The organism is Streptomyces sp. NPDC028314 (assembly GCF_055565795.1).
This window is the reverse complement of sequence record NZ_JBVHTP010000004.1, coordinates 497,266-524,078: the sequence shown is the minus strand read 5'-3', so window position 1 is coordinate 524,078 and position 26,813 is coordinate 497,266. Positions and strand designations below refer to the sequence as shown.

Below are 26,813 nucleotides of genomic sequence, written 5' to 3'. Positions count from 1 at the left end.
CGCCCTACGAGTACGAGGGCGGCGGCCCGAAGCCGGAAACCGGGGCCGGGGCATGGGCCGGGGCAGCCTGGGCCCGCGCCTGGGCGGGCCCCTCGGCCGGCGCATCCTCCCCCGCGCCCCCGGCGCCCTCCGCGCCCTCCGCGCCCTCCCCGTCGGCGGACTCCCCCACCAGGTCGCGGGCCATCAGGGTCGCCCCCGCCACCGCGCCCGGCATCAGGAACACCGCCACCAGCGGGATCAGGAACACCAGCACCAGCGGCACCCCGAACCCGAGCGCCAGCCCCCGCCGGGCCCGCAGCAGCGCCAGCTGCTCGTCGAGGTCGACCCGGCGCCGCTGGAAGGCGACCGAGGTGAGCTCCTGGGTGAGGAAGTAGCCGGAGACGCAGAACCCGATCGCCGGGACCACGGTCTGCCCGATCACCGGGATGAACCCGAGGGCGAACAGCAGGATCCCGTACAGCACCACCCGGCCCAGCAGCCGCACGCTGTCCCGGGCGGAGATCCACAGGTCCTGCCACAGGGTGCGCCCGGACTCGGGGACCTCGCCGCCCTCGGTGCGGTCGACCTGCTCCGACAGGGACTCGTAGAAGGGCTGGCCGACCAGCAGCGTCACGGCGGTGAAGGTGATCACCGCGAGGAAGATCCCGAGGCCGAAGACCAGCGTGGTCAGGAAGCCCCGGAAGAGCCCCAGCCAGGGCGAGCCCCAGTCGTCGGCGAAGGGGGTCAGCCAGGTGGTGAAGTCGTCGGCGCCGTAGCCGAGCCCGATCAGGGCGCCGGCGTACAGCACCAGGGCCAGGAGCCCCGGCAGCAGACCGAAGCCCAGCCAGCGGCCGTGTGCGAACACCCAACGCTGTCCGGCGAGCAAGTACCGGAATCCCCCCGCAAAATCACGCATGCGGGCAGTTTACGGCGAAGGCCGCACCCCCTTGAGGGGGTGCGGCCTCCGCTGCGGCAGGGTGCGGATCAGACGGCCAGCTCGACCGTGATGTTGCCGCGGGTCGCCTTGGAGTACGGGCAGACCTGGTGGGCCTTCTCGATGAGGTCCTTGGCGGTGGCGGCGTCCACGTTCGGGATCGAGGCGGAGATCTTGACGATGATGCCGAAGCCCTCGTCGTTCTTGCCGATGCCGACCTCGGCGGTGACCGTGGCGCCGGAGACGTCGGCGTTCTCGTTGCGGGCGACGACACCGAGCGCACCCTGGAAGCAGGCGCTGTAGCCGGCGGCGAAGAGCTGCTCCGGGTTGGTGCCGGCGCCGCTGCCGCCCATCTCCTTCGGCGGGTTCACGACGACGTCGAGCTGACCGTCGTTGGTGGCGACGCGACCGTCACGGCCGTTCTCGGCGGTGGCGACGGCGGTGTAGAGAACGTCGGACTGCTGGATGGACATGTAAGAAGATCCTCCTGGTAAATCGCCGTGACTCGCGCCCACGATCACGACGGTGTGCAGTGAGCCTAACCGGTGAAGGAAACGATCATCTTTCCGGTGTTCTCACCGCGCAGCATTCCGAGGAAGGCGTCGGCCGCGTTCTGCACGCCCTCGACCACCGTCTCGTCGTAGCGGAGCTCCCCGGAGCGCAGCCAGCCGGCCACGTCCTGGACGAACTGGTTCTGGATCCCGGCGTGGTCCCCGACCAGGACGCCCTGCAGGCGCAGCCGCTTGCCGATGACCTGCACGAGGTTGCGCGGGCCGGCGGCGGGCTCGGTGTCGTTGTACTGGGCGATCGCCCCGCACAGGGTGGCCCGGCCGTGCACCTTGAGGGAGGAGATGGCGGCTTCCAGGTGGTCCCCGCCGACGTTGTCGAAGTAGACGTCGATGCCCTCGGGCGCGGCCTCCTTCAGCTGCTCGGCGACGGGGGCGTTCTTGTAGTTGAAGGCGGCGTCGAAGCCGTACTTCTCCGTGAGGAGCGTCACCTTCTCGTCCGAGCCGGCCGAGCCGATCACCCGGGAAGCGCCCTTGATCTTCGCGAACTGGCCGACCAGGCTGCCGACCGCGCCCGCCGCGCCGGAGACGAAGACCGAGTCGCCCTCCTTGAAGGAGGCGACCTCGAAGAGGCCCGCGTAGGCGGTCAGGCCCGGCATGCCGAGCACGCCGAGGTAGGCGGAGAGGGGGGCGAGCGCCGCGTCGACCTTGGTGGCGTGCTTGGCGTCCAGGTCCGCGTACTCGCGCCAGCCCAGGCCGTGCAGGACGTGGTCGCCGACCGCGAAGCGCTCGTCGGCCGAGGCGACGACCTCGCCGACCGCTCCGCCGTCCATCGGCTTGTCCAGCTGGAAGGGCGGCACGTACGACTTCACGTCGTTCATCCGGCCGCGCATGTACGGGTCCACGGACATGTGCAGGTTGCGGACCAGGATCCGGCCGGGCGCGGGGTCCGCGTTCACCGGCACCTCGCGCAGGGCGAAGTCCTCGGCGACGGGCCAGCCCTGCGGGCGGCGGACGAGGTGCCACTCGCGGCTCACGGCGGGGATCTCAGACATGGGGCACTCCAGATGCTCATGGGAAGAAATGCTTCACAAGGTGAAACAACCATGCGCCTGGATATTTCATGTTGTCAAGTAAATGGGTACGCTGGTTCCATGCCCAGTCGTCGCGCAGACCCACTGACCCTTGAGGTCGTCGAGCTCATCGGCGACGTCGTGGCCCGCTACCACGAGGAGTACGAGCACGCCGCCGCGAGCCACCAGCTCACCGGCGCCCAGGCCCGGGTCCTGAACCTGCTGTCCCTGGAGCCCACGGCCATGCGCAAGATCGCGCAGAAGCTGAAGTGCGAGCCCTCGAACGTGACCGGCATCGTGGACCGCCTGGAGTCCCGCGGCCTGGTCGAGCGCCGCCCGGACCCGGCCGACCGCCGGGTGAAACTGGCCGCCGCCACCGAGGAGGGGCTCCAGACCGCGGACCGGCTGCGGGAGTCGCTGGACTTCGCGCGCGAGCCGCTGGCCGGCCTGTCCACCGAGGAGCGGACGGCGCTGCGGGACCTGCTCAGGCGGATGCTGGGCTGACCGCCCGACCCGTCAAACCGCCCGCCGCGTCAAACCGCCCGCCGCGTCAACCGCCCGAACCCGTCAGCAGAAGATCCAGAGCACGCAGTCCGGCTTGGGCGGCTTCGTCGGCGTCGGCGTCGGAACGGGCGCGGGCGGCGGCGGGGGCTTCGCCGTGCCGGAACCGCTCGGCGACGGCTGCCCGGAGGTCGTCGGCTTTACGGACGGCCCCGGCCCGGCCCCGGTCTGCGACGGCCCCGGCTTCCCCGGGGCGGAGGCGCTCTCCTGCGGCCCCGGCTCCGCAGACCCGCTCGGGGACCCGCTGGGCCCGGCCGTCTTCGTGGCGCCCGCGGTGGCCTTCGCCGTCCCGGCGCCCTTCCCGCCCGGCGCCCCCGAGGGCACACCGGTGCTCGGCAGGGCCGGAGCCGGCACCGGCTGCTGCGGTCCCGCGTCGTCGGTCAGCACGACCTTGGACGCCCGGTCGGTGCGCTCGCCGTCGCCCACCATGCGGGCCAGCGCCACCGACCCGCCGGTGGCGAGCACCAGCCCGAGCCCGATGGCGAGCAGGGTCCGGCGGCGCCTGCGGTGGGTGGAGCGGCGGCGCGCGCCGGGCCGGCTGTCGGGCGGCCCGGACAGCAGGACCAGCGAGTCGGCGTACGCGTCGGAGGCCTCGGGCTCGGGCTCCTGCGGCTCGGGGCGCGCGTAGTCGGAGCGGCCCTGGCCGGGCGCGCCCTGGCCGGGGCGACCGTAGGCGGGCTGCGCGTACGCGGACTGCGCCTGGCCGGGCTGGCCGTACTCGGACTGCGCGTGGCCGGGCTGCTCGTAGCCGGGCCGCTCATAGCCGGACTGCGGTTGGCCGGGCTGCTCATGGCCGGGCCGCTCGTAGCCGGACTGCGCATGGCCGGGCTGGCCGGTACCGGCCTGGGCGTAGTCGCCCTGGGCGAAACCGGGCTGGGCGTGACCGGGCTGCGCCTGGCCCTGCTGCCCGTACTCGGCCGGGGCAGGGGCGGTCGGCGCGGCGGGTATCAGGTACTCGGCCGGGGTTCCGCACCCGGCGCACGCGAGCGCGCCGTTCAGGTGCCTCCGGCAGGCAGGGCAATAGTTCATAGCGCCCGCAGGTTACGTGGTCACGGGCAACATCCGGATCCCGGGAACGTAAGGATCCTGTGTGGAATCGTGTCCCCCATGACGCTGAACCAAGGTCCGGCCGCCCCGGGAGCCTTCGGCCCGGCCGCCTTCCAGCTGGTGCTGCTGCGCAGGATGGCGGACTTCCGGCCGGACCTCGCCGAGCAGGCCCGGCTGCGCCTCGGCGCCTCGCTCGCGGAGCAGCGGGCGGCGAACAAGCGCTGGCAGGCCATGGTCCGCTCGCCCCGCTCCCGGGGCGCCCTGGCCCGCTACCGGTCGGTGCTGGGCCCGGCCGAGTCCGCCGGGCGCCGGAAGATCGGCGACCTGGAGTGCGAGGCCCTGCTGTGGCCGGTGCCGCTCTGGCCCGACCTGCGCTTCGAGGTGCTGGCCGGGCCGGACGGGGCGGTGTGGAACGAGTGGCTGGTCCGCGCCCCGGGTGCGCGGGGGCCCGTACTGGAGACGGCGCAGGACCTGCTGCCCTGGTCCGCGACGGTGGACGAGGTGGCGCGGGCCTTCGCCCCGGTGCGGCCGATGGAGGGGACCGCCCCGACGCGGTGGCGGCTGGCGTTCACCGCGTCGGGGGCGCCGTACGTCGCGGAGTTCACGTACGGGCTGCTCCAGGAGGTCCGCCCGGGCGAGGCCTGAGGTACCCGGGGGCTACGAGGCCAGGAAGGACCGTACGCCCGCCGAGGTGGGGTCGTCCCCGAGCAGGTCGTTGTGCTTCAGGCAGCCGACCGGGGTGTTGACGGCCCCGGCCAGCGGGACGCTGCCGTCGGGGTTGATGACCTCGTCGCACGCGGACCAGAAGGTGGCGTACTTGACGGCGCCCGGGGTCTCGTCGCCGGAGGCCAGGTTCTTCACCACGTACGAGCCGGGCGTCATGTCGCGGCAGGCCTGGTCCCACAGGGCGCACGCCCAGGCGGTGGAGGTGCCGTGGTTGGGGCCGGCCAGCGAGACCCAGTGGTCCACGGCCGCCGCGCCGCCGCCGTATTTGACGTACCAGCGGCTGACGAGGGATCCGAAGGAGTGCGCCACGATGTCGACCCGGGCGGCGCCGGTCCGCGCGCGGACCTGGTCGACGTACGCGCCGAGCTGCCCGGCGAGGGCCTCGTTGACGGACAGGTGGGTGTCGTAACCCCAGGAGAAGAGCTCGGCGTCCGCGTACCCCTCGGCGCGCAGGTCCTCGCGGAGCGACCCCCAGACGCCCGGGTCGGCGTTGTAACCGTGCACGAGGACCACCGGATTGCGGGCGGCACCCTGCCGGGGCGCGGCCCGTTCGGCCGCCTGGGCCGGAAAGGGCGCGAGGAGGGCCAGGCAGAGCGTCAGAAGGGCCAGCAGTCGCTGGCGGGGCGTCAGCATCGGGTCCCCTTTACCTTGTTACGCGCGAGTAGCGCGGACAGTGCGCGCATCGTGCTGCCTGTCGGTACAGAAATCCACCCCCGTGCAGCACCTCTCGACCCATCCGGCACACCCCGCCCGGAGCATTCCAACGGGCGGGGTGGGCCATTTACCCGAGAAGATGTGATTTGTGATCGGCAGCCGCCGGTCTTCTTGCGTCAGCGCTCTCGGGAGGATCTGCCGTGACCGTCAGCCTTGAGCAGTTGCGCCGCTGCCACGTCGCCGTCGACCTGGGGGCGGCCAGGACCCGCGTCTTCGTGAAGGGCGCCGGCCTCGTCGTCGACGAGCCCAGCGTCGCCGCGGTGAACACCCGCACCGGTGCACTCATCGCCGTAGGGACCTTCGCCGAGCGGATGACCGGCCGCACGCCCGACTACATCCGCGTCGTGCGCCCCGTGTCCGGCGGGACCGTCGTCGACATCGAGATGGCCCAGCGGATGCTGCGTCACCTCCTCGGCGAGAAGCTGCGGCGCGCCCTGCGCCGCAAGCCCCGCCTGCGGGCCGCCGCCTGCACCCCCCACGACGCGGATCCGCTGGCGCAGCGCGCCACGGTGGAGACGCTGGTCGGACTCGGCGCCCGGCGTGTCGAACTCGTCGACACCCTGATCGCGGCGGCCGTCGGCTGCGGCCTGCCCGTGGAGCAGCCGACCGCGACGATGATCATGGTGTGCGGGGCGGCGGCCACCCAGGTCGCCGTGCTCTCCCTCGGCTCGATCGTCACGGCCGAGCGGATCCCGGTCGGCGGCGAGGCCATCGACCATGCGGTGGTCCAGCACCTGCGGCACGCGCACGAGCTCATGCTGCCGAGCCAGGCCGTCCGCCCGCTCCAGCTGGCCCTGCACGGCAACGGCATCACCGCCGAGGGCCCGGCCTCCACCCTGATCCACGGCCGGGACGTGGCCACCGGCCTGGCCCGCTCCGTCCACGTGGACACCGCGGCCGTCCGGGACGCCATCCACACCCCGCTGACCGCCGTGCTCGACGGCATCGGCAAGGTGCTGCGGGACTGCCCGCCGGACCTGGTCGCGGACCTGACGGACCGGGGGATCATGATGGTGGGCGGCAGCGCCCTGCTGCCGGGCCTGGACCAGATGCTGCGGGACGCGACCGGAATGCCCGTCGCCATCGCGGAACGGCCGGACATCTGCGCCGTGCTGGGTCTCGGCGCGATGCTCGAAGGAAAGATCGCCCCCATGGTTCTCAACCCGCTGGCCGAATGACGCTGGACCCCAAGGAGGCCGCGGACGAACCGTCCACCCTGCCGGCCCTGCTGGAGGCCGTGCTGTCCGTCGGCTCCGAACTGGAGCTGCGGGCCACCCTCCAGCACATCGTGGAATCCGCCGCCGAGCTGTGCGCGGCGCGGTACGGAGCGCTCGGGGTCGTCGACCCCGAGCGCGTCCGGCTGACCGAGCTGTACACGGCCGGGATGACCGAGGCCGAACGGACCGCGATCCCCCGGCTGCCCGACGGCCGCTCCGGGGTGCTCGGCGCACTGATCAGCGACCCCCGGCCGCTGATGCTGGACGACCTCACCCGGGACCCCCGCTCGGCCGGCTTCCCGCCCGGCCATCCGCCCATGCGCAGCTTCCTGGGCGTACCGATCCGGGTGCACACGGAGGTCTTCGGCAGCCTCTACCTCACCGAGAAGCACGGCGGCGGCCCCTTCACGGACGAGGACCTCGCGCTGATGCGCGTCCTGGCCTCGCAGGCGGGGATAGCGATCGGCAACGCCCGGCTCTACGAGACCGCGCGGCGCCGGGAGCGCTGGATCGAGGGCGCCGCCGCGGTGACCACGACCCTGCTGGCGGGGCGTCCGGCGGCGGACGCGCTGAAGTGCGTGGCGGAGCGGGCCCGGCTGCTGGCGGACGCGACGGCCGGGGTGGTCCTCCAGCCCACCGCCGAGGGTGGCATGGAGATCGTGGCCGCCTCCACCCAGGGGGACCCCGGGGACCTGGTCGGCACCACCATCGCCCCCGGGTCGGCGGTCCTGGAACAACTCCTCGGCGGCGAGCCGGTCTTCATCGAGGACTCCGCGACGGATCCCCGGATGACCACACACGTGCGGGAACGTTTCGGCCCCAGCATGATGCTCCCGCTCCAGAGCGGCGGCCAGCTGATCGGAACCCTGGCCCTGCCGCGCGGCCGGGGCGGGCGGCCGTACGACGCGGTGGACCGGCTGCTGGCCTCGCAGTTCGCCTCCCAGGCCGCGCTGGCACTCGTACTGGCGGACGCGCAGCACGACCGCGAGCAGCTGGCCGTGTACGAGGACCGCGACCGGATCGCCCGCGACCTGCACGACCTGGTGGTCCAGCGGCTGTTCGCGACGGAGATGATGCTGGAGAGCACCAAGAAGCGCTCGGCGGCGGCCACCGCCGGTGACACCGCCGGGGACACCGTCGGGGACGAGCTCGGCCGGGCCGTGGACGAACTGGACTCAACGATCCAGGAGGTCCGCACCGCCATCTTCGCCCTCCAGCAGCCCCCGACCGACGCCCCGACCACCTTCCGCGGCCGGGTGCTGCGCGAGACGGGCGGCGCGGCGGTGCTGCTGGGCTTCCAGCCGTCGGTGCACTTCGCCGGAGCGGTGGACGCCCTGCTCCCGGAGCCGGTGGTGGGCGACCTGCTGGCCACCCTGCGCGGAGCCCTGGCCGCGGCCCACCGCCGGGCGGAGGTCAGCGCGATCGAGGTCGAGGTGGACGCCGTCCCGACCCGGGTCCGCCTGACGGTCTCCGACGACGGCCGCACGGAGACGGACACCCGGGGCACGACGCTGACGTGGGAGGCGCCGCTCTGAGCGCTCGCGGCATCACGGCTGGCCGGGTCGGGTGGCGGCGCGCAGGGCGATCCGGGTGCTGGACTGGGCCACCCCGGCCTCCCGCTTGAGGCGGCGCAGCAGTGCGTCGAGGGCCGCCGCGTCGACGGCCCGGGCCCGTACGAGGTAGTCGTACTCCCCGGTGACGTGCACGACCTCGGTGATCCCGGGGAGCTTGGCGACCCGCTGCTCGAAGTCCTCGTTGGTGACGTCCTGCCGCAGCGTGAGGTCGATGAAGACGACGAGCCCGCCCCTGGTGTCGGCGGCCGGGTCGACGACGACGGTGAACCCGAGGATCACCCCGTCCCTGCGCATCCGGCGCACCCGGTCGGCGGTGGCGTTGGCGCTGAGGCCGACGCGGGCGCCCAGGTCGCGGTACGAGATCCGCGCATCCTGCTGCAGGATGCCGAGGATTTCCCTGTCGAGGCGGTCCATACCGCGATTCTCGCAGTGCGGGCCGTTATTCGCGGCCGTGTGCGGAGGCGCCCGGACCACCCTCGGCCGCATGAGCGAACTGATGACTCCGGCCGTGTCGGGAGTGGTGGCGGGCCTGGGCGTGGCGATGCCGATGGGTGCGATGAGCGTACTGCTGCTCCAGGAGGCGATGCGGCACCGCCGCACGGCGATGGCCGCGGCGGCGGGGATCGCCGTGGTCGACCTCGGCTATGCGGCCCTGGCCACGGCCCTCGGCCCGTGGGTGGCCTCGTACGTCGCCCCGGTCGAGGCCTGGGTCCGGCTGCTCTCGGCCCTGATCCTGCTGGCCATCGCCGCACACGGCCTCCGACCCACCGGACCGCCCCGTGCTCTGGCCCCGCGGCCGGCGCCGGGTCCGGGGCCGGGGCCGGGGCCAGGCCCGGGGCCGGGGCCAGGCCCGGGGCCGGGTCCGGGGCCGGGTCCGGGTCCGGGTCCGGGTCCGGGCCCGGGCCCGGGTCCAGGTCCGGGTCCAGGTCCAGGTGCGGTTCCGGGTTCGGGTCCAGGTCCGGGCCGAGGCCCAGGTCCGGCGCCGGCCGCGGACCCAGCGGCACCCGGCCCGCAGGGCACAGGGCCAGGCCCCGGCCACCCGGACCCGGAGCCGCGGGGCGACGGGCCGGAGGCGGGGTGGAGTGCCGGCCCGCCTCCGGCCGCGGCGTTCGCGGCGCCGGACCGGGCGGAGCCGGCCGCCCGGGGGGTGGCCGGTCGGTGGCGCAAGGGCGGGGCGGCGCCGAGCCCCGCGGGCCCCGCCCCCCGGTCGGCCGACGGCGCGGTCGGCGCGGCGACGGGCCCCCGGCCGGTCAAGGCCTTCGGCCGGTACGTCGCCCTCACCGCCGTGAACCCCACCACCGCGCTCTACTTCACCGCCCTGACCACCGCCCAGGGCGCGGGCCTGCGCACCGGTCCCGCCGGAGCGGCCTTCCTCACCGGTGTCGCCCTCGCCTCCCTCCTCTGGCAGCAACTGCTCGTCGTGATCGGCTCCTTCGCCGGGACCAAGATCTCCCCCGCCACCCGCGCCTGGACCTTCCGCCTCGGCTATGGCCTGGTCGCCGCCTACGCCGTGAAGATCGCCTTCCCGCTCCCCTAGGACCCGTCCGGTAGGACCCGCCCGGCGAACCACCAGACCAGCGAGCGCTGCTGCGGTCGGGCCGGACGTCGGCGGGCGGGGACGGCGTGCGCGACTGACCGTCGGCGCCGCCTCGAACGCTGGGGCCGCCGTGTCGCGGTGGCCCAGCCGGCGCAGGAAAGGGGGCGCCCGCGGCGGCCGCTCCGCGGACGTGGCGCGGACGTGGCAGCGGCGTAGGCCGGACGGCCGCACGAGAGCGGCGCACGCCCGGGGGCGCCCCTGGCCCGGCCGGCCCGATCCGGAAGGGACGGCCGGGGTACGCCCCGCCCACCCGGGGCGCGGGTCACCGGCGGCGGCACGCGGAGCGCGGACGGGGCCGGTCGAGCCCGGCTCGGGCGACCTCCGCCCGGGCCCGCTCCGGTCAGGTCACCCCCTAGGGTGAGCCCGTGACGACGACCCGCCTCTCGGCCCGCGCGGCCATCGCCTCCATCACCGACCCCGGCAGCTTCGCCGAACTCCCGGCCCCGCCAAGGGAGTCCCCGGCCAACGGCCCCATCGGCTGGGACGGCTACGACGCCTCCCGCGCCCGCGCCGCGCAGCGGACCGGCGAGCAGGAGTCCGTGGTCACCGGCACCGCCCTCATCGGCGGTCACGAAGCCACCGTGATCTCCTTCGAGTTCGGCTTCCTCGGGGGTTCGCTGGGCGAGCGCACCGGAGACCGGCTCGAAGCCGCGTACAGCCACGCTCGTGATCGCCGCCTGCCCCTGGTGTCCCTCATCGCCACCGGCGGGTCCCGGATGCAGGAGGGCATGCTGGCGCTGACCCAGCTCCAGCGCGTGGCCCGCCAGTCCGTGCTGACCCGCGCCGCCCGCCTCCCGCAGATCGCGGTCCTGCGCGACCCGACCACCGGCGGCGGCTGGGCCACCCTCGGGGCGGGGGCGGACGTCGTGCTCGCCCTCCCGGGGGCGCAGGTCGGCTTCGCCGGGTCCCGGGTGCGACCGGCCGACGCCGACCCGGGGGCCTACACCGCCGAGGGGCAGTACGCGGCCGGGCACGTCGACGCGCTCGTGCCCCCCGCGGAGCTCGCCGGGACCCTGACGGACTGGCTGCGCCTGCTGGCCGCGCCCCGCACGGCGAGGGCCTTGCCCGTGGAGCCCCCGGCCGCGCTGGGCGGCGTACGCGACGGCGCCCCGCCGGCGACGGGCTGGGACGCGGTACGGCAGGCCCGGCACCCGGACCGCCCGCGCGCGCAGGCGTACCTCGACGCGTACTTCGGCCTGCGCCTGCCCCTCTCCGGGGACCGGGCGGGCGGCACGGACCCCGGGATGCTGTGCGGGTTCGGGCTGCGCGGGGGCCGGGCCGTCGCGTACGCCGCCCAGTGCGGCACCGCCACCCGCCCGGCGGGCTACCGTACGGCCGCCCGCGTCATCCGCCTCGCGGACCGGCTCGGAATCCCGGTGCTGACCCTGGTCGACACCCCGGGAGCCGCCAACGACGCCGCCGCCGAACACGCGGGCGCCGGCGCGGCCATCGCGGACACCTTCGCGGCGGTCGCGGCGGCCACGGTCCCGGTGACCACCCTGCTGATCGGCGAGGGCGGCTCGGGCGGCGCCCTCGCGCTGGCCGCGCCGGGGAACACCTGGGTGACCCCGGACAGCTACTTCTCGGTGATCGCCCCGGAACTGGCGGCGGCGATCCTCAAGCGCCCCGCCGCCGAGGCCCCGGCCACGGCGGACCAGCTCCGCATCCGCCCCCAGGACCTGGTGGCCCTGGGCGTGGCCCGCGGGGTGGTCTCGGCCGAGGCCTGACGGCGGGCCCGAAGCCGGCCGGGGTCCGAAAAGAGGGCCTAGCGCCGGCTGCGGGCCGGGAGCCGTACGTCCACGTTGTACAGCCGGGTGACCTGCTGCGGCAGCTCGTTGTCGTCGCTGACCAGCAGCAGCCGCACCCGGCCCGACCCGTCGTGGTCCGTCGCCACCATCCCCTCGACGTTGTCCACCAGCGGGTGGTTCTGCGGCAGCTTCGACGGCGCGCCCAGCGTCGGGCAGTCGTCGAAGTCCGCGAGCAGCGTCTTGCGGGCGGTCCGCAGCTTCGGTCCGGCGGCCAGCGCGTCCACCGCCGAGGTGTCCGTCGCTCCCAGCGGGTCGGCCACGTACAGCCGTACGGTGATGGCGAACTGCTGCGTGAAGCCCCGCTCCAGCACGATCAGCCGGCCGTCGCGCGTCGGCGCGCCCTCCACGCCCGCCACCAGCGTGTGCCCGCCGGGCAGCAGGGTCAGCGACTCGAAGGTCTGGTTGGCGCTCGCGCGGCCTTCGGGGGCGAGCCGGAAGGCGGCCGGGACCGGCAGGGTGCCCAGCAGCCGGCCGTCCCGGCCGTACCGCCGGATCGCGGGGGCGGACTCGTCGGTGACCAGGTAGCTGCCGTCCCGGTCGACGACGACCCCCTCCGAGTCGAGGATCTTCCCGGCGCCGTCGGTGAGCGGCAGCCGCGCGGTGGCGGTGGCCTCGGGGGTGTTCCCGCGGCCCACGTCCAGCGTGTACAGCGCCGACTTGTCGGAGATCGCGGCGACCTTGCCGTGCCGGTCGACCGAGAGCCCGGACAGGCCTGCGACCGGCTTGCGTCGATCGTGGTCTTGTCGAGGGAGTCCGAAACACGAAGGCAACGAACCCGCCAACTCCCCTTCACACCAGGCCGGAACCCCCTGACCGGGCGAACCGCGCCGGACTGGTCCCGACGTGCCGCCCGAAGTGCCGCGTCAGATGGGCCTGGTCGTAGAACCCCGCCGCCGCCGCGGCCTCGGCCGGCCGCATCCCCGCCAGCAGCAGGCTCCGCGCCCGCGCCACCCGGCGCCCCGTCAGATAGGCGTGCGGCGGGAGCCCGTACGCCCGGCGGAAGCTCCGGATCAGCTGCGTGGGGTGTACGTGCCCCAGCAGGGCGGACGCCTCCTCCAGGGTGATCCCCTCGCCCACCCGCGCGTCGAGCAGCTCGCGCAGTCGTACGGCGGTCCCCGCGCCGCCCCCGTCCCCGTACGGCTCCAACTGCCCGCCGCGCGCCGCCAGCCGGGCGCGCAGCCGTTCCCCCACGAAGGCCAGCCGTGACTGGGCCTCGAAGGGATCCCGCTCCCCCAGCGCCAGGTGCAGCCCGTGCACGCGCGTCCGCAGCGCGGGATCGCGCAGGAGCGGGGTGTCCACGGCGGCCCCGGTGAGCGCCTCCGGCAGCACGGAGGTGTCCAGGTACAGCACCCGCTTGCGGAACCCGGCCTCGGTGACGGTCCGGCCGTCGTGCACCACCCCGGGCGGCAGCAGGATCACCGAGTCCGACACCCCGACGCCGTGCCGCTCCCGGTCGAGGGCGAAGTCCACGCGCCCGCCGTCGAGGATCATCAGGGCCCAGGTGTCGTGGACATGGGCCGGGTAGGCGTGCTCCGTGAACCGGGCGTGGAAGACCTCGGCGATGCCGCGGACCGGCGGCTGCCAGGCGGAGACGGTGCTGGACGGACGTATCGCGGCCATGTCAGGAACGTACAAGACCCTCCGGCGCGGACCCGGCAGCCTGGCGGCATGACGACTACAACGGCACAGAAGGTCAACATCGCCGAGAAGCTGGCCGGTTTCACCGAGCGGTGGGCCCCGCACCGGATCGCCCGGTTCAACGACTACGAGGTCAAGGCCGCCAAGCTCCAGGGCGAGTTCGTCTGGCACTCCCACGAGGACACCGACGAGCTGTTCCTGGTCGTCAGCGGCACCCTGACGATCCGTCTCCGCGACGGGGACGTGGTCCTCGGTCCCGGTGAGCTGTACGTGGTCCCGCGCGGGGTCGAGCACTGCCCCGAGGCGGCCGAGGAGGCGGCGATCCTGCTGTTCGAGCCGACCGGCACCACCAACACCGGCGACAACCCGGGCCCCCGCACCCGCGAGCCGCTGGACGCCTGAGCCGGACCGGCGACGCGGCGGCCGGGACGGGGGTCCGGCCGCCGCGTCAGGCCTGCGGCGACCGCGCGTCGTACCGGGCGAACCCGCGCCACCGCGCGGCGAGCAGCCCGACCACGAGCACGCAGGCCAGCCCCCCGCCCGTGATCGCCACGGCCGGGGAGGTGAGGTCGGCGACGGTCCCGGCGAGGAAGTCCCCGAGCCGGGGCCCGCCCGCGACGACCACGATGAAGACGCCCTGGAGCCGGCCGCGCATCTCGTCGGGCGTGGCGGCCTGCATCATCGTGGAGCGGAACACCATGGAGATGGTGTCGGACCAGCCGGCGGCGGCGAGGAAGAACAGCCCGAGCCACAGGTTCCGGGTCAGACCGAAGACCGCGACGGCCAGCCCCCAGGCGGCGACGGAGAACAGGATCGCCAGCCCGTGCCGCCGGATCCGCCCCTGCCAGCCCGAGAACAGCCCGCCCAGCAGCGCCCCGACGGCGGGCGCCGCCGCGAGCATGCCGACCGTCTTGGCGTCGCCGCCGTACCAGAGCAGGGCGATCGCCGGGAACAGCGCGCGGGGGTGGGCCAGCACCATGGCGGCCATGTCCGAGAAGAAGGTCATCCGGATGTTGGGCCGGGTCCCGAGGAAGCGCAGCCCGTCCATGACCGAGGCCCGCCCCCGGACCCCCGCCGCCCGGTCGGGCTTCATGGACGGCAGCCGCCACATCGCGTAGAGGGCGGCGCAGAAGGTGAGCGCGTCGACGAGGTAGGCGGCCTGGTAGCCCCACCAGCCGACGGCGAATCCCCCCAGCACGGGGCCGATCATCGTGCCGGAGGTCATCGTGACGGAGTTCAGCGCGTTGGCGGCGGGCAGTTGCTCCGCCGGCAGCAGCCTCGGGATCATGGCCGAGCGCGCGGGCCCGGTCAGCGCCCCGCCGACGGCCTGGAGCGCGACGACGGAGTACAGCAGCCAGACCCGGTGGTAGTCGAGCAGCGCGGCGCCCGCCAGCGCGATCGACAGGGCGGCGAGTCCGATGGAGCTGTAGAGGCCGAGCTTGCGCCGGTCCACGGTGTCCGCGATGGCGCCGCCGTACAGGCCGAAGACGACGAGCGGTACGAGGGAGAAGAGCCCGACCAGCCCGACCGAGAAGCTGGAGCCGGTTATCTCGTAGACCTGGAGGGATATGGCGAGGGCGGTCATCGCCTGGCCCATCCAGGAGATGGTGCCGCCGACCCACAGCCGCCGGTAGTCCGGTGAGGTGCGCAGGGGCGTCAGATCGGCGAATATGCGCCGCCGGGGCCGGAGGGGGGAGGTCGTACCAGTCACAGCGGATGATAACCACCGCCCCGGCGACGGCTCCCGTCCTTTTCCCCCTGTTCACACCCCCGCAACAGCCGCCCCACCCGGAACGGGCGCCCCGGCCCGAGGCCGGTCTTGCCGCTAACCCGCCACTATCACCGGACATTTGACCGAATCGGCGTACCCTCCTCGCCTCCCGTTCAGCTCATGATGAAAAGACTCGTATGTCCAGGGAGGCGTAGTGATCGAACCTGGCAACAGCACCACGAGCACCAGTCACACCGGCACCAGTGACCACAGCAGCAGCCTGCGCATCATGAGTGGCGGTACGGCCCCCCTCACGGTCGGGGTCGAGGAGGAGTTCCTGCTCGTCGACGCCCGCACCTTCCGGGTGGTCCCCGCCGCCCCGCGCGTCCTCGCCACCGCCGCCGGTCTCCCGCACCAGCTGCACCCCGAGGGCACCCGCTACCAGGTGGAGATCTCCACCCCCATAGCCGACTCGGCGGTCACCCTGCGCGCGGAGCTGGCCGCCCTGCGGCGCACCCTCGCGGCGGCGGCCCGCGCGCACGGCTGCCGGCTGCTGGCGGCCCCCTCGCCGATCGTGGCCGTGGAGGGGCCGCTGCACCTGACCGACGACGAACCCCGCCAGCGCGAGCAGCACCGCCGCTTCGGCGCCCTGACCGACACCCTGGTCAGCTGCGGGCGCCACATCCACATCGGCACCCTCGACGTGGACACGGCCGTGGCGGTCTCCAACCGGGTCAGACCATGGCTGCCCACGCTGATCGCGCTGGCGGCCAACTCGCCCTTCTGGGGCGGCCGTGACACCGGCCACTCCAGCTGGCGCGCGATGGCCTGGTCGGGCTGGCCCTCGGCGGGCCTGCCCCCGCACTTCACCTCCACGGCCCACTTCCGGCGCTCGGTGCAGACCCTGCTCGGCTCCGGGGCTGCCCTCGACACCAAGATGGTCTACTGGGACCTGCGCCCGTCCGGGAACTGGCCCACGCTCGAGATCCGGGCGCCGGACATGTCCTCGGACATCGACACGGCCATCCTCCAGGCCGAACTGGCCCGCGCCCTCGTGGCCACGGCCCTGCGCGAGATCGCCGAACACCGCCCCGACCCGCTCGTACGCGACGACGTACTGCGCCTCGCACGCTGGCGGGCGGCCCACGACGGCCTGGAGGGCTTCGGCCTCGACCCGTACTCGGGCGCCGAACTCCCGGCGGCCGACCTGGCGGAAGCCCTGCTCGACCTGGTCGCCCCGGAACTGGCCGCCGCGGGCGACCTCGACCACGCGGCCAAAACCCTCGCGGGCCTGCTCCGCGACGGCTCGGGCGCCCACCGCCAACGCGCGGCCTTCGCCCGCCGCCAGGACCTGATGGACGTACTGCGCCACGTGGCGGACGAAACGGAGAACGTCTGACCCACCGCCCCGGAACCCCCGGGAAACGCAGAAGCCGCAGGCGAGAACGATTCTTCGCCTGCGGCTCGCAGTGGGGCGGGTGGGACTCGAACCCACGGCCGACGGATTATGAGTCCGCTGCTCTAACCGGCTGAGCTACCGCCCCTTTACGGCGTGGCGCGTACATGTGTGCGCGCCGTCTGCCGCAGCATAGCCGCTCATACGATCTCCTGCCTCGGATGCCTCGCATGATCGGCTTCGCCTGTTCAGAGAGACCGCGCCGAGTGCTGCCCGGTTCCAGAATCAGGGCAAAAAAAGAGGACCCACCCGGGGTCCTCTTCTTCCGTGCTCCCCCGACTGGACTCGAACCAGTAACCTGCCGGTTAACAGCCGGCTGCTCTGCCAATTGAGCTACAGGGGATCGCGCTCCCCCGACTGGACTCGAACCAGTAACCTGCCGGTTAACAGCCGGCTGCTCTGCCAATTGAGCTACAGGGGATTGCTGCGTTGCACCGAACAGCCCACCTCCGGCCTTGCCGGGGGGCGAGCGCCCGTTGCGAGTCATAGATTAGCGCAAGCAGGGGGGTGCTCCGCCAATCGGTATCGCCAGCCGGCCGGGCACCACACGACGAAGGGTGGCAGGCATGCGGTACAAGGTCACGTTCGTGGTCGGACTGGCCCTCGGATACGTACTCGGAACGCGGGCCGGGCGGGAGCGGTACGAGCAGCTGAAGAAGTCCGCGCGGGAGATCGCGCAGAACCCGGTGGTGCGCAACGCCGCCGAGACGGCCGGGCAGACCGGCCGCCAGTACGCGGGCAAGGCCTTCGCCGCGGTGAGCGACAAGGTCGGCGAGGCCGTGCCGGACTCCTTCACCGAGCGGGTGCGCACCCTGCGCGGCCGGGGCGGCGCGGGCGGCGGCGAGGACGACTGGGGCACGAGCAACACCTGAGACCAGGGGGAGGCCTCCGTCACCCCGCGGTACGGGGGCCTCCTCCGCGGCCGATCCCGTCCTGCGGTGCGGCAGAATTCTCCGCATGGGGATAGTCGCCGGGCTGGACAGCTCTTCCGCCTTCACTCGCATCGTCGTCTGCGACACCGACACGGGCGCCGTGCTGCGCCAGGGCTACGCGCCCCATCCGCAGCCAGCGGGTGAACCCGGCGGCACGCACCCCCACGAGACCGACCCGCAGGCGTGGCTGCTCTCGCTCGGCGAGGCCGCCGGCGGCGGGCTCCTCGAAGGGGTCCAGGCCATCGGCGTCTCCGCGCAGCAGCACGGGCTGCTGCCGCTGGACGCACAGGGCGGGCTCGTACGTCCGGCCCTGGTCGGCAACGACAAGCGCGGGCAGGTCGCCGCGGCGGACCTGATCGAGGCGCTCGGCGGCCGTCAGGGCTGGGTCGAGGCCGTGGGCTCCGTCCCGCACTCCGCGCAGCCGCTCGCGAAGCTCGCCTGGCTGGCCCGTACCGAGCCGGAGGCGGCACGCCGGGTGGGCGTGCTCATGTCCGCCCACGACTGGCTCGTCTGGCAGTTGCTCGGCCGGCCCGCCCGCCGCACCACCGACCGGGGCGGCGCCTCCGGTACCGGCTACTGGTCGGCGGCCACCGGCTCCTACCGCCCCGACCTGGTCGAGCTGGCGCTCGGGCACCAGGCGCTGCTGCCGGAGGTGCTCGGCCCGGCCGACGCCGCCGGGACCACCCCCGAGGGGCTGCTGATATCCGCCGGCACCGGCGAGACCATGGCCGCCGCCCTCGGGCTGGGGCTGGGCCCGGGCGACGCGGTGGTGTCGCTGGGCGCCTCCGGCTCGGTGATGGCCGTGCACCACCAGGCGCTGTCGGACCCCGGCGGCCTGATCACCTCGCTCGCCGACGCCAGCGGCATGCACCTGCCGGTGGTCAACACCTCCAACGCCGTACGGGCCCTGCGCGGCACCGCCGAGCTGCTGGGCACCGACCTGGACGGGCTGAGCGCGCTCGCGCTGAAGTCGACTCCGGGTGCGCACGGCCTCGTGCTCCTGCCGTACCTGGAGGGCGAGCGCACGCCGAACCTGCCGCACACCGCCGGGACCCTGACGGGCCTGCGGCGGGACTCGATGAAGCCCGAGCACCTGGCGCGGGCGTCCTTCGAGGGGATGCTGTGCGGGCTGGCCGACGCGCTGGACGTGCTGCGCCTGCGGGGGGTCGAGATCCGCCGGGTGTTCCTGCTGGGCGCGGCGGCCGAGCTGCCCGCCGTGCAGGCGGCGGCGCCGGGCCTGTTCGGGACGCAGATCGTGGTCCCGGCGCCGGCCGACTACGCGGCGCTGGGCGCGGCACGGCAGGCGGCGTGGGCGCTCGGGGTGGCCCAGGGCACCCTCGCCCCGCACACCCCGCCGGTGTGGCCGGGTCCCGCGGCCCAGGTGTTCGAGCCGGGCGAGGACTTCGCGGCCTGGCAGGCGGTGCGCCAGCAGTACGTCGCGACGCGGGAGCAGATCCACCCCGGGGCGTTCTAGCCGGCGCCCGGACTCCGCGGCGGGCTTCAGCCCGGCTGCGAGGTCACGTGGTCGATCACCACCTGGAAGTCCTTCGTGGGGGAGAAGTCGACGTATTCGACGTCCTCCAGGGCTTCCGGGGCGTGGCCGGGCGCCCAGTAGAAGGCATCGCCGGCCGAGTAGTCCCTGGGCCCGTCCTTGGTGTGCATCCTGAGCTTGCCCTTGAGCAGGTAGCCCCAGTGCGGGCACTGGCAGAGGTCATCCGGCAGCCCCTGGAGCGCCGGGCTCATGTCGACGCCCTTGGCGAGCCGCATGAAGGCGACCGACAGGTCTCCGCCGAGCTCCTTCAGGCGCAGTTCCACGCCCTCGCCCTGGACGGCTACGGGAGTCTGGTCGCGCGTCGTCGCCGTCATGGTTCCTCCACGGCCGATCGGTCCGGCTGTCCCGAGAGTTCCCCGCCCGGCCCCCGCCCCTCCTCCCAGTCTCCCCCGGGGCCGGTCGATCTGCGAGACCTGAGGGACCTGGGCGCATCGCCCGCGGACGCCTACTCCTTTTGACCGGGCTTTGCGAAAAGCGTTGGGGATCGGGCCTCCGGTTGGCCCAATATGGACTGAACCCCCTCGATCTTGCCGACCGGAGCCTGCGCGTGCTCATACGACTCATGCGGACCCACCTGGGTCCGTACCGGAAACCCATCGCCCTCCTGGTCCTGCTGCAACTGCTGCAGACCAGTGCGAGCCTCTACCTGCCCACGCTCAACGCGGACATCATCGACAACGGTGTCGTCAACGGTGACACCGGCTACATCCTGCGCTTCGGCGCGCTGATGCTCGGTGTCTCGCTCGTCCAGCTCGCCTGCAACATCGGAGCCGTCTACTACGGCGCCCGTACCGCGGCGGCGCTCGGCCGGGACGTCCGCGCCGCCGTCTTCGACCGGGTGCAGAGCTTCTCCGCGCGCGAGCTCGGACAGTTCGGCGCGCCGTCCCTGATCACCCGTACGACGAACGACGTCCAGCAGGTCCAGATGCTGGTGCTGATGACCTTCACGCTGATGGTCTCGGCGCCGATCATGTGCGTCGGCGGCATCGCCATGGCGCTCTCGCTCGACGTGAAGCTGTCCGGCGTGCTCCTCGCCGTCGTCCCCGTCCTCGGCCTGTCGGTCGGCGCGATCGTCTTCAGGACGCGGCCGCTGTTCCGGCAGATGCAGACCCGGCTGGACATCGTGAACCGGGTGCTGCGCGAGCAGATCACCGGAAACCGGGTGATCCGCGCCTTCGTCCGCGACACGTACGAGAAGGAGCGCTTCCGGGAGGCGAACGCCGACCTCACGGCGGTCTCGCTGGCCTCCGGCAAGCTGCTCGCGCTGATGTTCCCCGTGGTCATCGTCGTCGTGAACATCTCCAGCGTCGCCGTCATCTGGTTCGGCGCGATGCGCGTGGACAGCGGCGGCATGGAGATCGGCCAGCTGACGGCCTTCCTGGCCTACCTGATGCAGATCGTCATGTCCGTCATGATGGCCACCTTCATGTTCATGATGGTGCCCCGCGCCGAGGTGTGCGCCGAGCGCATCCAGGAGGTCCTGGACACCGACTCCAGCGTGGTCCCGCCCGCCGACCCGGTGCGCGAGCTCGCCCGGCACGGGCAGCTGGAGCTGCGCGGCGCCGACTTCCGCTACCCGGGCGCCGAGGCGCCGGTGCTGCGCGGGGTGGACCTGGTGGCCCGGCCCGGCGAGACCACCGCGGTGATCGGCTCCACCGGCAGCGGCAAGTCGACGCTGCTGGGCCTGGTCCCGCGGCTGTTTGACGCGACCGGCGGCGAGGTGCTGGTCGACGGGGAGGACGTTCGCCGGCTCGACCCGGAGCTGCTGGCGAAGACGGTCGGCATGGTGCCGCAGAAGCCGTACCTGTTCTCCGGGACCGTGGCCTCCAACCTGCGCTACGGACGCCCGGACGCCACCGACGAAGAGCTGTGGCAGGCGCTGGAAGTGGCCCAGGCCAAGGGCTTCGTGTCCGAGCTGCAAGGCGGGCTCGACGCCCCCATCTCCCAGGGCGGAACGAACGTCTCCGGCGGCCAGCGGCAGCGTCTGGCGATCGCCCGCACGCTCGTGCAGCGCCCGGAGATCTACCTGTTCGACGACTCCTTCTCGGCCCTGGACTACGCGACGGACGCGGCGCTGCGCGCGGCGCTCTCCCGCGAGACGGAGAACGCGACCGTGGTCATCGTCGCCCAGCGGGTGTCCACGATCCGCGACGCCGACCGGATCATCGTCCTCGACGAGGGCCAGGTGGTCGGTGAGGGACGCCATCACGAACTGATGGCCGGCAATGAGACCTACCGGGAGATCGTGCTCTCCCAGCTGACGGAGGCGGAGGCCGCATGAGCGGGCCCGGAGGACGGATGATGATGGGGCCGGCCCAGCGGTCCATGGACTTCAAGGGATCGGGCAAGCGGCTGCTGGGACAGCTCGCGCAGGACCGGGTCAAGCTGTGGGGCATGGTCGTCGCCGTCATCGGCAGCGTCGCGTTCACGGTGGTCGGCCCGAAGATCCTGGGCCATGCCACCGACCTGGTGTTCGCGGGGATCGTCGGCCGGCAGATGCCGGCCGGGATCACGAAGCAGCAGGCGCTGGACGGGCTGCGCGCCAAGGGCCAGGACGGCATGGCGGACATGCTGGCCGGCACCGACTTCACCCCGGGCGAGGGCATCGACTTCGGCGCCGTCGGGGTCGTGGCGATCTGGGCGCTGGTGGTCTTCACGCTCGCCGGCCTGCTGATGCTGGTCGCCACGCGGCTGTCGAACCACGTCATGAACGGCACCGTCTACCGGATGCGCGAGGAGCTCCAGGCGAAGCTGTCGCGGCTGCCGCTGTCGTACTTCGACCAGCAGAAGCGCGGCGAGGTGCTGAGCCGGGCGACGAACGACATCGACAACATCGGGCAGACTCTCCAGCAGACGATGGGCCAGCTGCTGAACTCGCTGCTGACGATCGTCGGCGTGCTGGCGATGATGTTCTGGATCTCGCCGTTGCTGGCGCTGGTCGCGCTGGTGACCGTACCGGTGTCGATCTTCGTCGCGGCGAAGATCGGCAAGAAGTCGCAGCCGCAGTTCGTGGCGCAGTGGAAGACGACGGGCACGCTCAACGCGCACATCGAGGAGATGTACTCGGGGCACAACCTGGTCAAGGTCTTCGGGCGGCAGCGGGAGTCGGCCGCGGTCTTCGCCGAGCAGAACGAGGCGCTGTACAGGGCCTCGTTCAAGGCGCAGCTGGTCAGCGGCATCATGCAGCCGGTGATGTTCTTCATCTCGAACATCAACTACGTGCTGATAGCGGTCGTCGGCGGTCTGCGGGTGGCCTCGGGCACCCTGTCGATCGGTGACGTGCAGGCCTTCATCCAGTACTCGCGCCAGTTCTCGATGCCGCTGACGCAGGTCGCGTCGATGGCGAACCTGGTGCAGTCCGGTGTCGCCTCGGCGGAGCGGGTGTACGAGCTGCTCGACGCCGAGGAGCAGGAGGCGGACGCCGAGGTTCCGGAGCGTCCCGAGGAGCTGCGGGGCCAGGTCACCCTGGACAAGGTGGCCTTCCGCTACGAGCCGGACAAGCCGCTGATCGAGAACCTGTCGCTGACGGTGGAGCCCGGTCACACGGTCGCGATCGTGGGCCCGACGGGCGCCGGCAAGACCACCCTGGTCAACCTGCTGATGCGGTTCTACGAGGTCACGGGCGGGGAGATCGCCCTGGACGGCGTGGACATCGCGAAGATGACCCGCGAGGAACTGCGCGGTTCGATCGGCATGGTGCTCCAGGACACCTGGCTGTTCGGCGGCACCATCGCGGAGAACATCGCGTACGGCGCTTCGCGCGAGGTGACGCGCGCCGAGATCGAGGAGGCGGCGCGGGCCGCGCACGCGGACCGGTTCGTCCGCACGCTGCCGGACGGCTACGACACCGTGCTGGACGACGAGGGCGCGGGCGTCAGCGCGGGTGAGAAGCAGCTGATCACCATCGCCCGGGCGTTCCTGTCGGATCCGGTGATCCTGGTCCTCGACGAGGCGACGAGCTCGGTCGACACCCGTACCGAGGTGCTGATCCAGAAGGCGATGGCGCGCCTCGCGCACGGCCGTACGTCCTTCGTGATCGCGCACCGGCTGTCCACGATCCGCGACGCGGACGTGATCCTGGTGATGGAGAGCGGCTCGATCGTGGAGCAGGGCACGCACGAGGAGTTGCTGGAGTCGGGCGGCGCGTACGCGCGGCTGTACGCGGCGCAGTTCGCGCAGGCGGTGGCCGAGGTCGACTGACGGCCGGCGCGCCCGCGGGTCGCGGTTCGTCTCAGGGGTGCCCTCGTACGGGGGCACCCCTTCCGCGTGTCCGGGAGGAGCGGCCGTCAGTCCAGGTAGCCGCGGAGCTGGTCGGCGAAGGCGTGGTCGCGCAGCTTGTTGAGGGTCTTCGACTCGATCTGCCGGATCCGCTCGCGGGTCACGCCGAAGATCCGCCCGATCTCCTCCAGGGTGCGCGGGCGGCCGTCGGCGAGCCCGTAGCGCAGCTGGACGACCTTGCGTTCGCGCTCGCCGAGGGTCGACAGGACGGCTTCCAGGTGCTCGCGGAGCAGGAAGAACGCGGCGGATTCCATGGGTGAGGCGGCGTCGCCGTCCTCGATGAGGTCGCCGAGCGCCACGTCGTCCTCCTCGCCCACCGGTGCGTGCAGGGAGACGGGCTCCTGCGCGAGGCGGAGCACCTCCAGCACCCGCTCGGGGGTCAGTTCGAGGTGGGCGGCGACCTCCTCGGCGGTGGGCTCGTACCCGCGTTCCTGGAGCATGCGGCGCTGTACGCGCACGACGCGGTTGATCAGCTCCACCACGTGCACGGGGACGCGGATGGTGCGGGCCTGGTCGGCGAGGGCCCGGGACATCGCCTGGCGGATCCACCAGGTGGCGTAGGTGGAGAACTTGTAGCCGCGCGCGTAGTCGAACTTCTCGACGGCCCGGATCAGTCCGAGGTTCCCTTCCTGGACCAGGTCGAGCATGGTGAGGCCGCGGCCGACGTAGCGCTTGGCGACGGAGACGACGAGCCGCAGGTTCGACTCGATGAGGCGGCGTTTGGCCATCCGGCCCATGACCACGAGCTTGTCCAGGTCGAGGGTGAGCTGGAGGTCGAGTCCCGGGCTGCTCCCCAGCTTCTCCTCGGCGAACAGTCCGGCCTCCACGCGCCGTGCCAGGTCCACTTCCTCCGCGGCGGTGAGCAGCGGGATCCGGCCTATCTCGCGCAGGTACTGTCGGAAGAGATCGGCGGAGGGACCTGCTCCGCTGCCGCTGTCACTGCTGCGCCTGCGCTGCTCCGACACCTGCTCGATCAGCGCCGGGGCCTCGGGCTCGTCGTCCACGGCTTCGGCCTCTGCGTCGACGGGTTCGTCGGTCCGATCGGGGTGACTCGCGTTCACGGTCAGGGTCTGGGTCTGCACGGGGGCGACCTCCAGGGCTCCGAGGACGGGGGCACCGCACTTCAGTGTGGAGTACGACACATCGCCGCCACGAGGGGCGTGCGAGCACTTTCTGAGTCCGGTGCGTGACCGGATGGTTACCCCCCGGCGGGAATCCCGATGCGGACCGGACGCATGTCCGAGCGGACCGGCCGTGCGTCCTCGCTCAGGCCGGTTCCACGCGGACCGCGCAGACCTTGAACTCCGGCATGCGGGACACGGGGTCCAGGGCCGGGTTGGTCAGGGTGTTGGCGCGGCCCTCGCCGGGCCAGTGGAACGGCATGAACACCGTGTCCGCGCGGATGGCGTCGGTGATGCGGGCCGGGGCGACGGCGCGGCCGCGGCGGGAGACCACCGCCAGCGGGGTGCCTTCGACGGCGCCGAGGCGGGCGGCGAGGCGGGGGTGGAGTTCCACGAACGGGCCGGGGGCGGCCGCGTTGAGCTCGCCCACCCGGCGGGTCTGGGCTCCCGACTGGTACTGGGCGACGACCCGGCCCGTGGTGAGCAGCAGGGGGTAGTCGCTGTCGGGGACCTCGGCGGCGTCGCGGTGCGAGACGGGGACGAAGCGGGCCCGGCCGTCGTCGGTGGCGAAGCGGTCCAGGAAGAGGCGGGGACTGCCGGGCGAGCCCTCGGGGCAGGGCCAGAAGACGCCCTGTTCCGCTTCGACGCGGGCGTAGGAAATGCCGGAGTAGTCGGCCGGGCCGCCTTCCGAGGCGCGGCGCAGTTCCTCGAAGACCTCCTCGGGGTCGGCCGGGAAGCCCTTCTCGATGCCGAGCCGGTCCGCGAGGCCGTGCAGGACCTCCAGGTCGGTGCGCACGCCCGGGGGCGGGGTCAGGGCCCGGCGGCGCAGCAGGACGCGGCCCTCCAGGTTGGTGGTGGTGCCGGTCTCCTCGGCCCACTGGGCGACGGGGAGCACCACGTCGGCCAGGGCGGCGGTCTCGGAGAGCACGACGTCGGCCACGGCGAGGAAGTCCAGCGAGCGGATGCGGTCCTCGACGTGGGCGGCGCGGGGGGCGGAGACCACCGGGTTGGAGCCCATCAGGAGGAGGGCCTTGACGTCGGTGCCGAGCGCGTCGAGGAGTTCGTACGCGCTGCGGCCGGGGCCGGGGAGGCTGTCGGGGTCGACGCCCCAGACACCGGCGACGTGGGCGCGCGCCGCCGGGTCGGTGAGCTTGCGGTAGCCGGGGAGCTGGTCGGCCTTCTGGCCGTGCTCGCGGCCGCCCTGCCCGTTTCCCTGGCCGGTGAGGCAGCCGTAGCCGGACAGCGGGCGGCCGGCCCGGCCGGTGGCCAGGCAGAGGTTGATCCACGCGCCGACGGTGTCGGTGCCCTTGGACTGCTGCTCGGGGCCGCGGGCCGTCAGCACCATGGCGGAGGCCGGTTCGCAGAACATCCGCACCGCCTCGCGCAGCCGGGGTACGGGCACGCCGGTGATCCGCTCGACCAGCTCCGGCCAGTGCGCCATCGCGGCCGCCCGGGTCGCGGCCCAGCCGCTGGTGCGGTCGGCGATGAAGGCCTCGTCGGTCCGGCCCTCGGCGACCACCAGGTGCAGCAGTCCCAGGGCGAGGGCGAGGTCGGTCCCGGGGCGCGGCGCCAGATGGAGGTCGGCCTGTTCGGCGGTCCGCGTGCGGCGCGGGTCCACCACGATCAACGTGCCGCCGTTCTCCTTGAGTTCCCGCAGGAACCGCAGCGCCGGGGGCATCGTCTCCGCCAGGTTGGAGCCGACGAGGATCACGCAGCCGGTGCGCGGGACGTCCTCCAGCGGGAAGGGCAGCCCGCGGTCGAGTCCGAAGGCCCGCTGGTGGGCGGCGGCCGCGGAGGACATGCAGAAGCGGCCGTTGTAGTCGATCTGCGAGGTGCGCAGGGCGACGCGGGCGAACTTGCCGAGCGCGTAGGCCTTCTCGTTGGTGAGCCCGCCGCCGCCGAAGACCCCGACCGCGTCGGGCCCGTACGAGCGGCCCGTGCGGGTGAGGCCCGCGGCGACGGCGTCGAGCGCCTGCTCCCAGGTGGCCGGCTCCAGCCGCCCGGCGCGGGTGCGCACGAGCGGCTCGGTCAGGCGCACCCGGGAGGAGAGCACGGCGGGGGCGGTGCGGCCCTTTCCGCACAGCGCGCCCCGGTTGACGGGGAACCCGGGCCGCTCCTCCACCTCCACCCCGCCGTCGGGTGCGGGGCGCAGGTTCATGCCGCACTGCAGCGCGCAGTACGGGCAGTGGGTGGCGGTCACCGGTGCCGCGGAGTCTTCGTGGCGCATGCGCTCCACCCTGCGCCGCCGGTGTTACGCGGGCCGCCGCTCCCGGTTACGCCTCCTGGACGGGCACCTCAGCGCGCCGTCGGCCGCCCGGTGAGGCGGGCCGGGACGCGGGCCGGAACGCAGGCCGGTCGAGGGGCCCGTCGTACCCCGCAGGGCCCCGGC

At 73.3% G+C, this 26,813-nt stretch carries 24 protein-coding genes and 3 tRNA genes; 12 read left to right on the top strand and 15 right to left on the bottom strand.

The window, feature by feature from the left end; all coding sequences use genetic code 11:
• Positions 1 to 4 precede the first annotated feature (4 nt).
• From ACZ4TG_RS13280 to ACZ4TG_RS13270, 3 genes are all read right to left on the bottom strand, one after another.
• Positions 5 to 895 carry an EI24 domain-containing protein gene (locus tag ACZ4TG_RS13280; RefSeq protein ID WP_468162061.1) on the bottom strand — a complete coding sequence of 297 codons (891 nt, stop codon included), beginning with the start codon at positions 893 to 895 and terminating at the stop codon, positions 5 to 7.
• A gap of 68 nt (positions 896 to 963) precedes the next feature.
• Positions 964 to 1,386 carry an organic hydroperoxide resistance protein gene (locus tag ACZ4TG_RS13275; RefSeq protein ID WP_468162060.1) on the bottom strand — a complete coding sequence of 141 codons (423 nt, stop codon included), beginning with the start codon at positions 1,384 to 1,386 and terminating at the stop codon, positions 964 to 966.
• 65 nt (positions 1,387 to 1,451) lie between these two features.
• Entirely contained in the window at positions 1,452 to 2,474 is a 1,023-nt protein-coding gene (locus tag ACZ4TG_RS13270; protein ID WP_468162059.1) for an NADP-dependent oxidoreductase, read from the bottom strand.
• 99 nt (positions 2,475 to 2,573) lie between these two features.
• On the opposite strand from ACZ4TG_RS13270, the gene ACZ4TG_RS13265 reads away from it, so the two are divergent.
• Positions 2,574 to 2,996 (top strand): MarR family winged helix-turn-helix transcriptional regulator, encoded by a 423-nt coding sequence (locus tag ACZ4TG_RS13265; protein ID WP_468162058.1) that lies wholly within the window; start codon positions 2,574 to 2,576, stop codon positions 2,994 to 2,996.
• Between the two features lie 63 nt (positions 2,997 to 3,059).
• Here the strand turns inward: ACZ4TG_RS13265 and ACZ4TG_RS13260 are convergent, their stop codons facing one another.
• Positions 3,060 to 4,082 carry an SCO2400 family protein gene (locus tag ACZ4TG_RS13260; RefSeq protein ID WP_468162057.1) on the bottom strand — a complete coding sequence of 341 codons (1,023 nt, stop codon included), beginning with the start codon at positions 4,080 to 4,082 and terminating at the stop codon, positions 3,060 to 3,062.
• 78 nt (positions 4,083 to 4,160) lie between these two features.
• Between ACZ4TG_RS13260 and ACZ4TG_RS13255 the strand changes: the two genes are divergently transcribed.
• Positions 4,161 to 4,745 carry a hypothetical protein gene (locus ACZ4TG_RS13255; RefSeq protein WP_468162056.1) on the top strand — a complete coding sequence of 195 codons (585 nt, stop codon included), beginning with the start codon at positions 4,161 to 4,163 and terminating at the stop codon, positions 4,743 to 4,745.
• A gap of 12 nt (positions 4,746 to 4,757) precedes the next feature.
• Here the strand turns inward: ACZ4TG_RS13255 and ACZ4TG_RS13250 are convergent, their stop codons facing one another.
• Complete coding sequence (locus tag ACZ4TG_RS13250) at positions 4,758 to 5,459, bottom strand: esterase/lipase family protein (protein ID WP_468162055.1); 702 nt, start codon at positions 5,457 to 5,459, stop codon at positions 4,758 to 4,760.
• Between the two features lie 221 nt (positions 5,460 to 5,680).
• Between ACZ4TG_RS13250 and ACZ4TG_RS13245 the strand changes: the two genes are divergently transcribed.
• On the top strand, positions 5,681 to 6,718 hold the full coding sequence (locus ACZ4TG_RS13245) for a rod shape-determining protein (RefSeq protein ID WP_468162054.1): 1,038 nt from the start codon (positions 5,681 to 5,683) through the stop codon (positions 6,716 to 6,718).
• Positions 6,715 to 8,292 carry a sensor histidine kinase gene (locus tag ACZ4TG_RS13240; protein WP_468162053.1) on the top strand — a complete coding sequence of 526 codons (1,578 nt, stop codon included), beginning with the start codon at positions 6,715 to 6,717 and terminating at the stop codon, positions 8,290 to 8,292. The genes ACZ4TG_RS13245 and ACZ4TG_RS13240 overlap by 4 nt, the downstream gene beginning before the upstream one ends.
• A gap of 12 nt (positions 8,293 to 8,304) precedes the next feature.
• Here ACZ4TG_RS13240 and ACZ4TG_RS13235 read toward each other — a convergent pair whose 3' ends face one another.
• On the bottom strand, positions 8,305 to 8,745 hold the full coding sequence (locus tag ACZ4TG_RS13235; protein ID WP_468162052.1) for an Lrp/AsnC family transcriptional regulator: 441 nt from the start codon (positions 8,743 to 8,745) through the stop codon (positions 8,305 to 8,307).
• A 70-nt stretch (positions 8,746 to 8,815) separates the two neighbouring features.
• Here ACZ4TG_RS13235 and ACZ4TG_RS13230 point away from each other — a divergent pair, with 70 nt between their 5' ends.
• Positions 8,816 to 9,868: a hypothetical protein gene (locus ACZ4TG_RS13230; protein ID WP_468162051.1), complete on the top strand. Its 1,053-nt coding sequence runs from the start codon at positions 8,816 to 8,818 to the stop codon at positions 9,866 to 9,868.
• Between the two features lie 425 nt (positions 9,869 to 10,293).
• Complete coding sequence (locus tag ACZ4TG_RS13225) at positions 10,294 to 11,655, top strand: carboxyl transferase domain-containing protein (protein ID WP_468162050.1); 1,362 nt, start codon at positions 10,294 to 10,296, stop codon at positions 11,653 to 11,655.
• Positions 11,656 to 11,693: 38 nt separating this feature from the next.
• On the opposite strand, the gene ACZ4TG_RS13220 is transcribed toward ACZ4TG_RS13225, so the two are convergent.
• Positions 11,694 to 12,506 carry an esterase-like activity of phytase family protein gene (locus ACZ4TG_RS13220; RefSeq protein WP_468162049.1) on the bottom strand — a complete coding sequence of 271 codons (813 nt, stop codon included), beginning with the start codon at positions 12,504 to 12,506 and terminating at the stop codon, positions 11,694 to 11,696.
• A gap of 19 nt (positions 12,507 to 12,525) precedes the next feature.
• Positions 12,526 to 13,356 carry an AraC family transcriptional regulator gene (locus ACZ4TG_RS13215; RefSeq protein ID WP_468162048.1) on the bottom strand — a complete coding sequence of 277 codons (831 nt, stop codon included), beginning with the start codon at positions 13,354 to 13,356 and terminating at the stop codon, positions 12,526 to 12,528.
• Between the two features lie 48 nt (positions 13,357 to 13,404).
• On the opposite strand from ACZ4TG_RS13215, the gene ACZ4TG_RS13210 reads away from it, so the two are divergent.
• The gene (locus ACZ4TG_RS13210) at positions 13,405 to 13,776 is read left to right on the top strand and encodes a cupin domain-containing protein (RefSeq protein ID WP_468162047.1); all 372 of its coding nucleotides are present in this window, start codon (positions 13,405 to 13,407) and stop codon (positions 13,774 to 13,776) included.
• A gap of 46 nt (positions 13,777 to 13,822) precedes the next feature.
• Here the strand turns inward: ACZ4TG_RS13210 and ACZ4TG_RS13205 are convergent, their stop codons facing one another.
• Complete coding sequence (locus ACZ4TG_RS13205; protein WP_468162046.1) at positions 13,823 to 15,085, bottom strand: MFS transporter; 1,263 nt, start codon at positions 15,083 to 15,085, stop codon at positions 13,823 to 13,825.
• Positions 15,086 to 15,374: 289 nt separating this feature from the next.
• On the opposite strand from ACZ4TG_RS13205, the gene ACZ4TG_RS13200 reads away from it, so the two are divergent.
• Positions 15,375 to 16,484: a carboxylate-amine ligase gene (locus tag ACZ4TG_RS13200; protein WP_468162045.1), complete on the top strand. Its 1,110-nt coding sequence runs from the start codon at positions 15,375 to 15,377 to the stop codon at positions 16,482 to 16,484.
• A gap of 71 nt (positions 16,485 to 16,555) precedes the next feature.
• Here the strand turns inward: ACZ4TG_RS13200 and ACZ4TG_RS13195 are convergent.
• The 3 genes from ACZ4TG_RS13195 to ACZ4TG_RS13185 all read right to left on the bottom strand — a co-directional run bounded on the left by ACZ4TG_RS13195 (position 16,556) and on the right by ACZ4TG_RS13185 (position 16,962).
• A tRNA-Ile gene (locus ACZ4TG_RS13195) sits at positions 16,556 to 16,629 on the bottom strand.
• A 182-nt stretch (positions 16,630 to 16,811) separates the two neighbouring features.
• Positions 16,812 to 16,884 (bottom strand) — tRNA-Asn (locus ACZ4TG_RS13190).
• Positions 16,885 to 16,889: 5 nt separating this feature from the next.
• Positions 16,890 to 16,962 (bottom strand) — tRNA-Asn (locus ACZ4TG_RS13185).
• 145 nt (positions 16,963 to 17,107) lie between these two features.
• Between ACZ4TG_RS13185 and ACZ4TG_RS13180 the strand changes: the two genes are divergently transcribed.
• On the top strand, positions 17,108 to 17,413 hold the full coding sequence (locus ACZ4TG_RS13180) for a YtxH domain-containing protein (RefSeq protein ID WP_468162044.1): 306 nt from the start codon (positions 17,108 to 17,110) through the stop codon (positions 17,411 to 17,413).
• A gap of 85 nt (positions 17,414 to 17,498) precedes the next feature.
• Positions 17,499 to 18,947, top strand: coding sequence for an FGGY family carbohydrate kinase (locus ACZ4TG_RS13175; protein WP_468162043.1), 1,449 nt, complete (start codon positions 17,499 to 17,501; stop codon positions 18,945 to 18,947).
• Positions 18,948 to 18,973: 26 nt separating this feature from the next.
• Here the strand turns inward: ACZ4TG_RS13175 and ACZ4TG_RS13170 are convergent, their stop codons facing one another.
• A complete protein-coding gene (locus ACZ4TG_RS13170) occupies positions 18,974 to 19,339 on the bottom strand; it encodes a hypothetical protein (protein WP_468162041.1) in 366 nt (121 codons plus the stop codon).
• A gap of 233 nt (positions 19,340 to 19,572) precedes the next feature.
• Between ACZ4TG_RS13170 and ACZ4TG_RS13165 the strand changes: the two genes are divergently transcribed.
• Together ACZ4TG_RS13165 and ACZ4TG_RS13160 are read left to right on the top strand one after the other, a co-directional pair.
• Positions 19,573 to 21,306 carry an ABC transporter ATP-binding protein gene (locus ACZ4TG_RS13165; protein ID WP_468162040.1) on the top strand — a complete coding sequence of 578 codons (1,734 nt, stop codon included), beginning with the start codon at positions 19,573 to 19,575 and terminating at the stop codon, positions 21,304 to 21,306.
• A complete protein-coding gene (locus tag ACZ4TG_RS13160; RefSeq protein WP_468162039.1) occupies positions 21,303 to 23,225 on the top strand; it encodes an ABC transporter ATP-binding protein in 1,923 nt (640 codons plus the stop codon). Before ACZ4TG_RS13165 ends, ACZ4TG_RS13160 begins: the two co-directional genes overlap by 4 nt.
• 86 nt (positions 23,226 to 23,311) lie before the next feature.
• Here the strand turns inward: ACZ4TG_RS13160 and ACZ4TG_RS13155 are convergent, their stop codons facing one another.
• Positions 23,312 to 24,445, bottom strand: coding sequence for an RNA polymerase sigma factor (locus ACZ4TG_RS13155; RefSeq protein WP_468162037.1), 1,134 nt, complete (start codon positions 24,443 to 24,445; stop codon positions 23,312 to 23,314).
• A gap of 124 nt (positions 24,446 to 24,569) precedes the next feature.
• A complete protein-coding gene (locus ACZ4TG_RS13150; RefSeq protein WP_468162036.1) occupies positions 24,570 to 26,651 on the bottom strand; it encodes a molybdopterin oxidoreductase family protein in 2,082 nt (693 codons plus the stop codon).
• Positions 26,652 to 26,813: the final 162 nt, after the last annotated feature.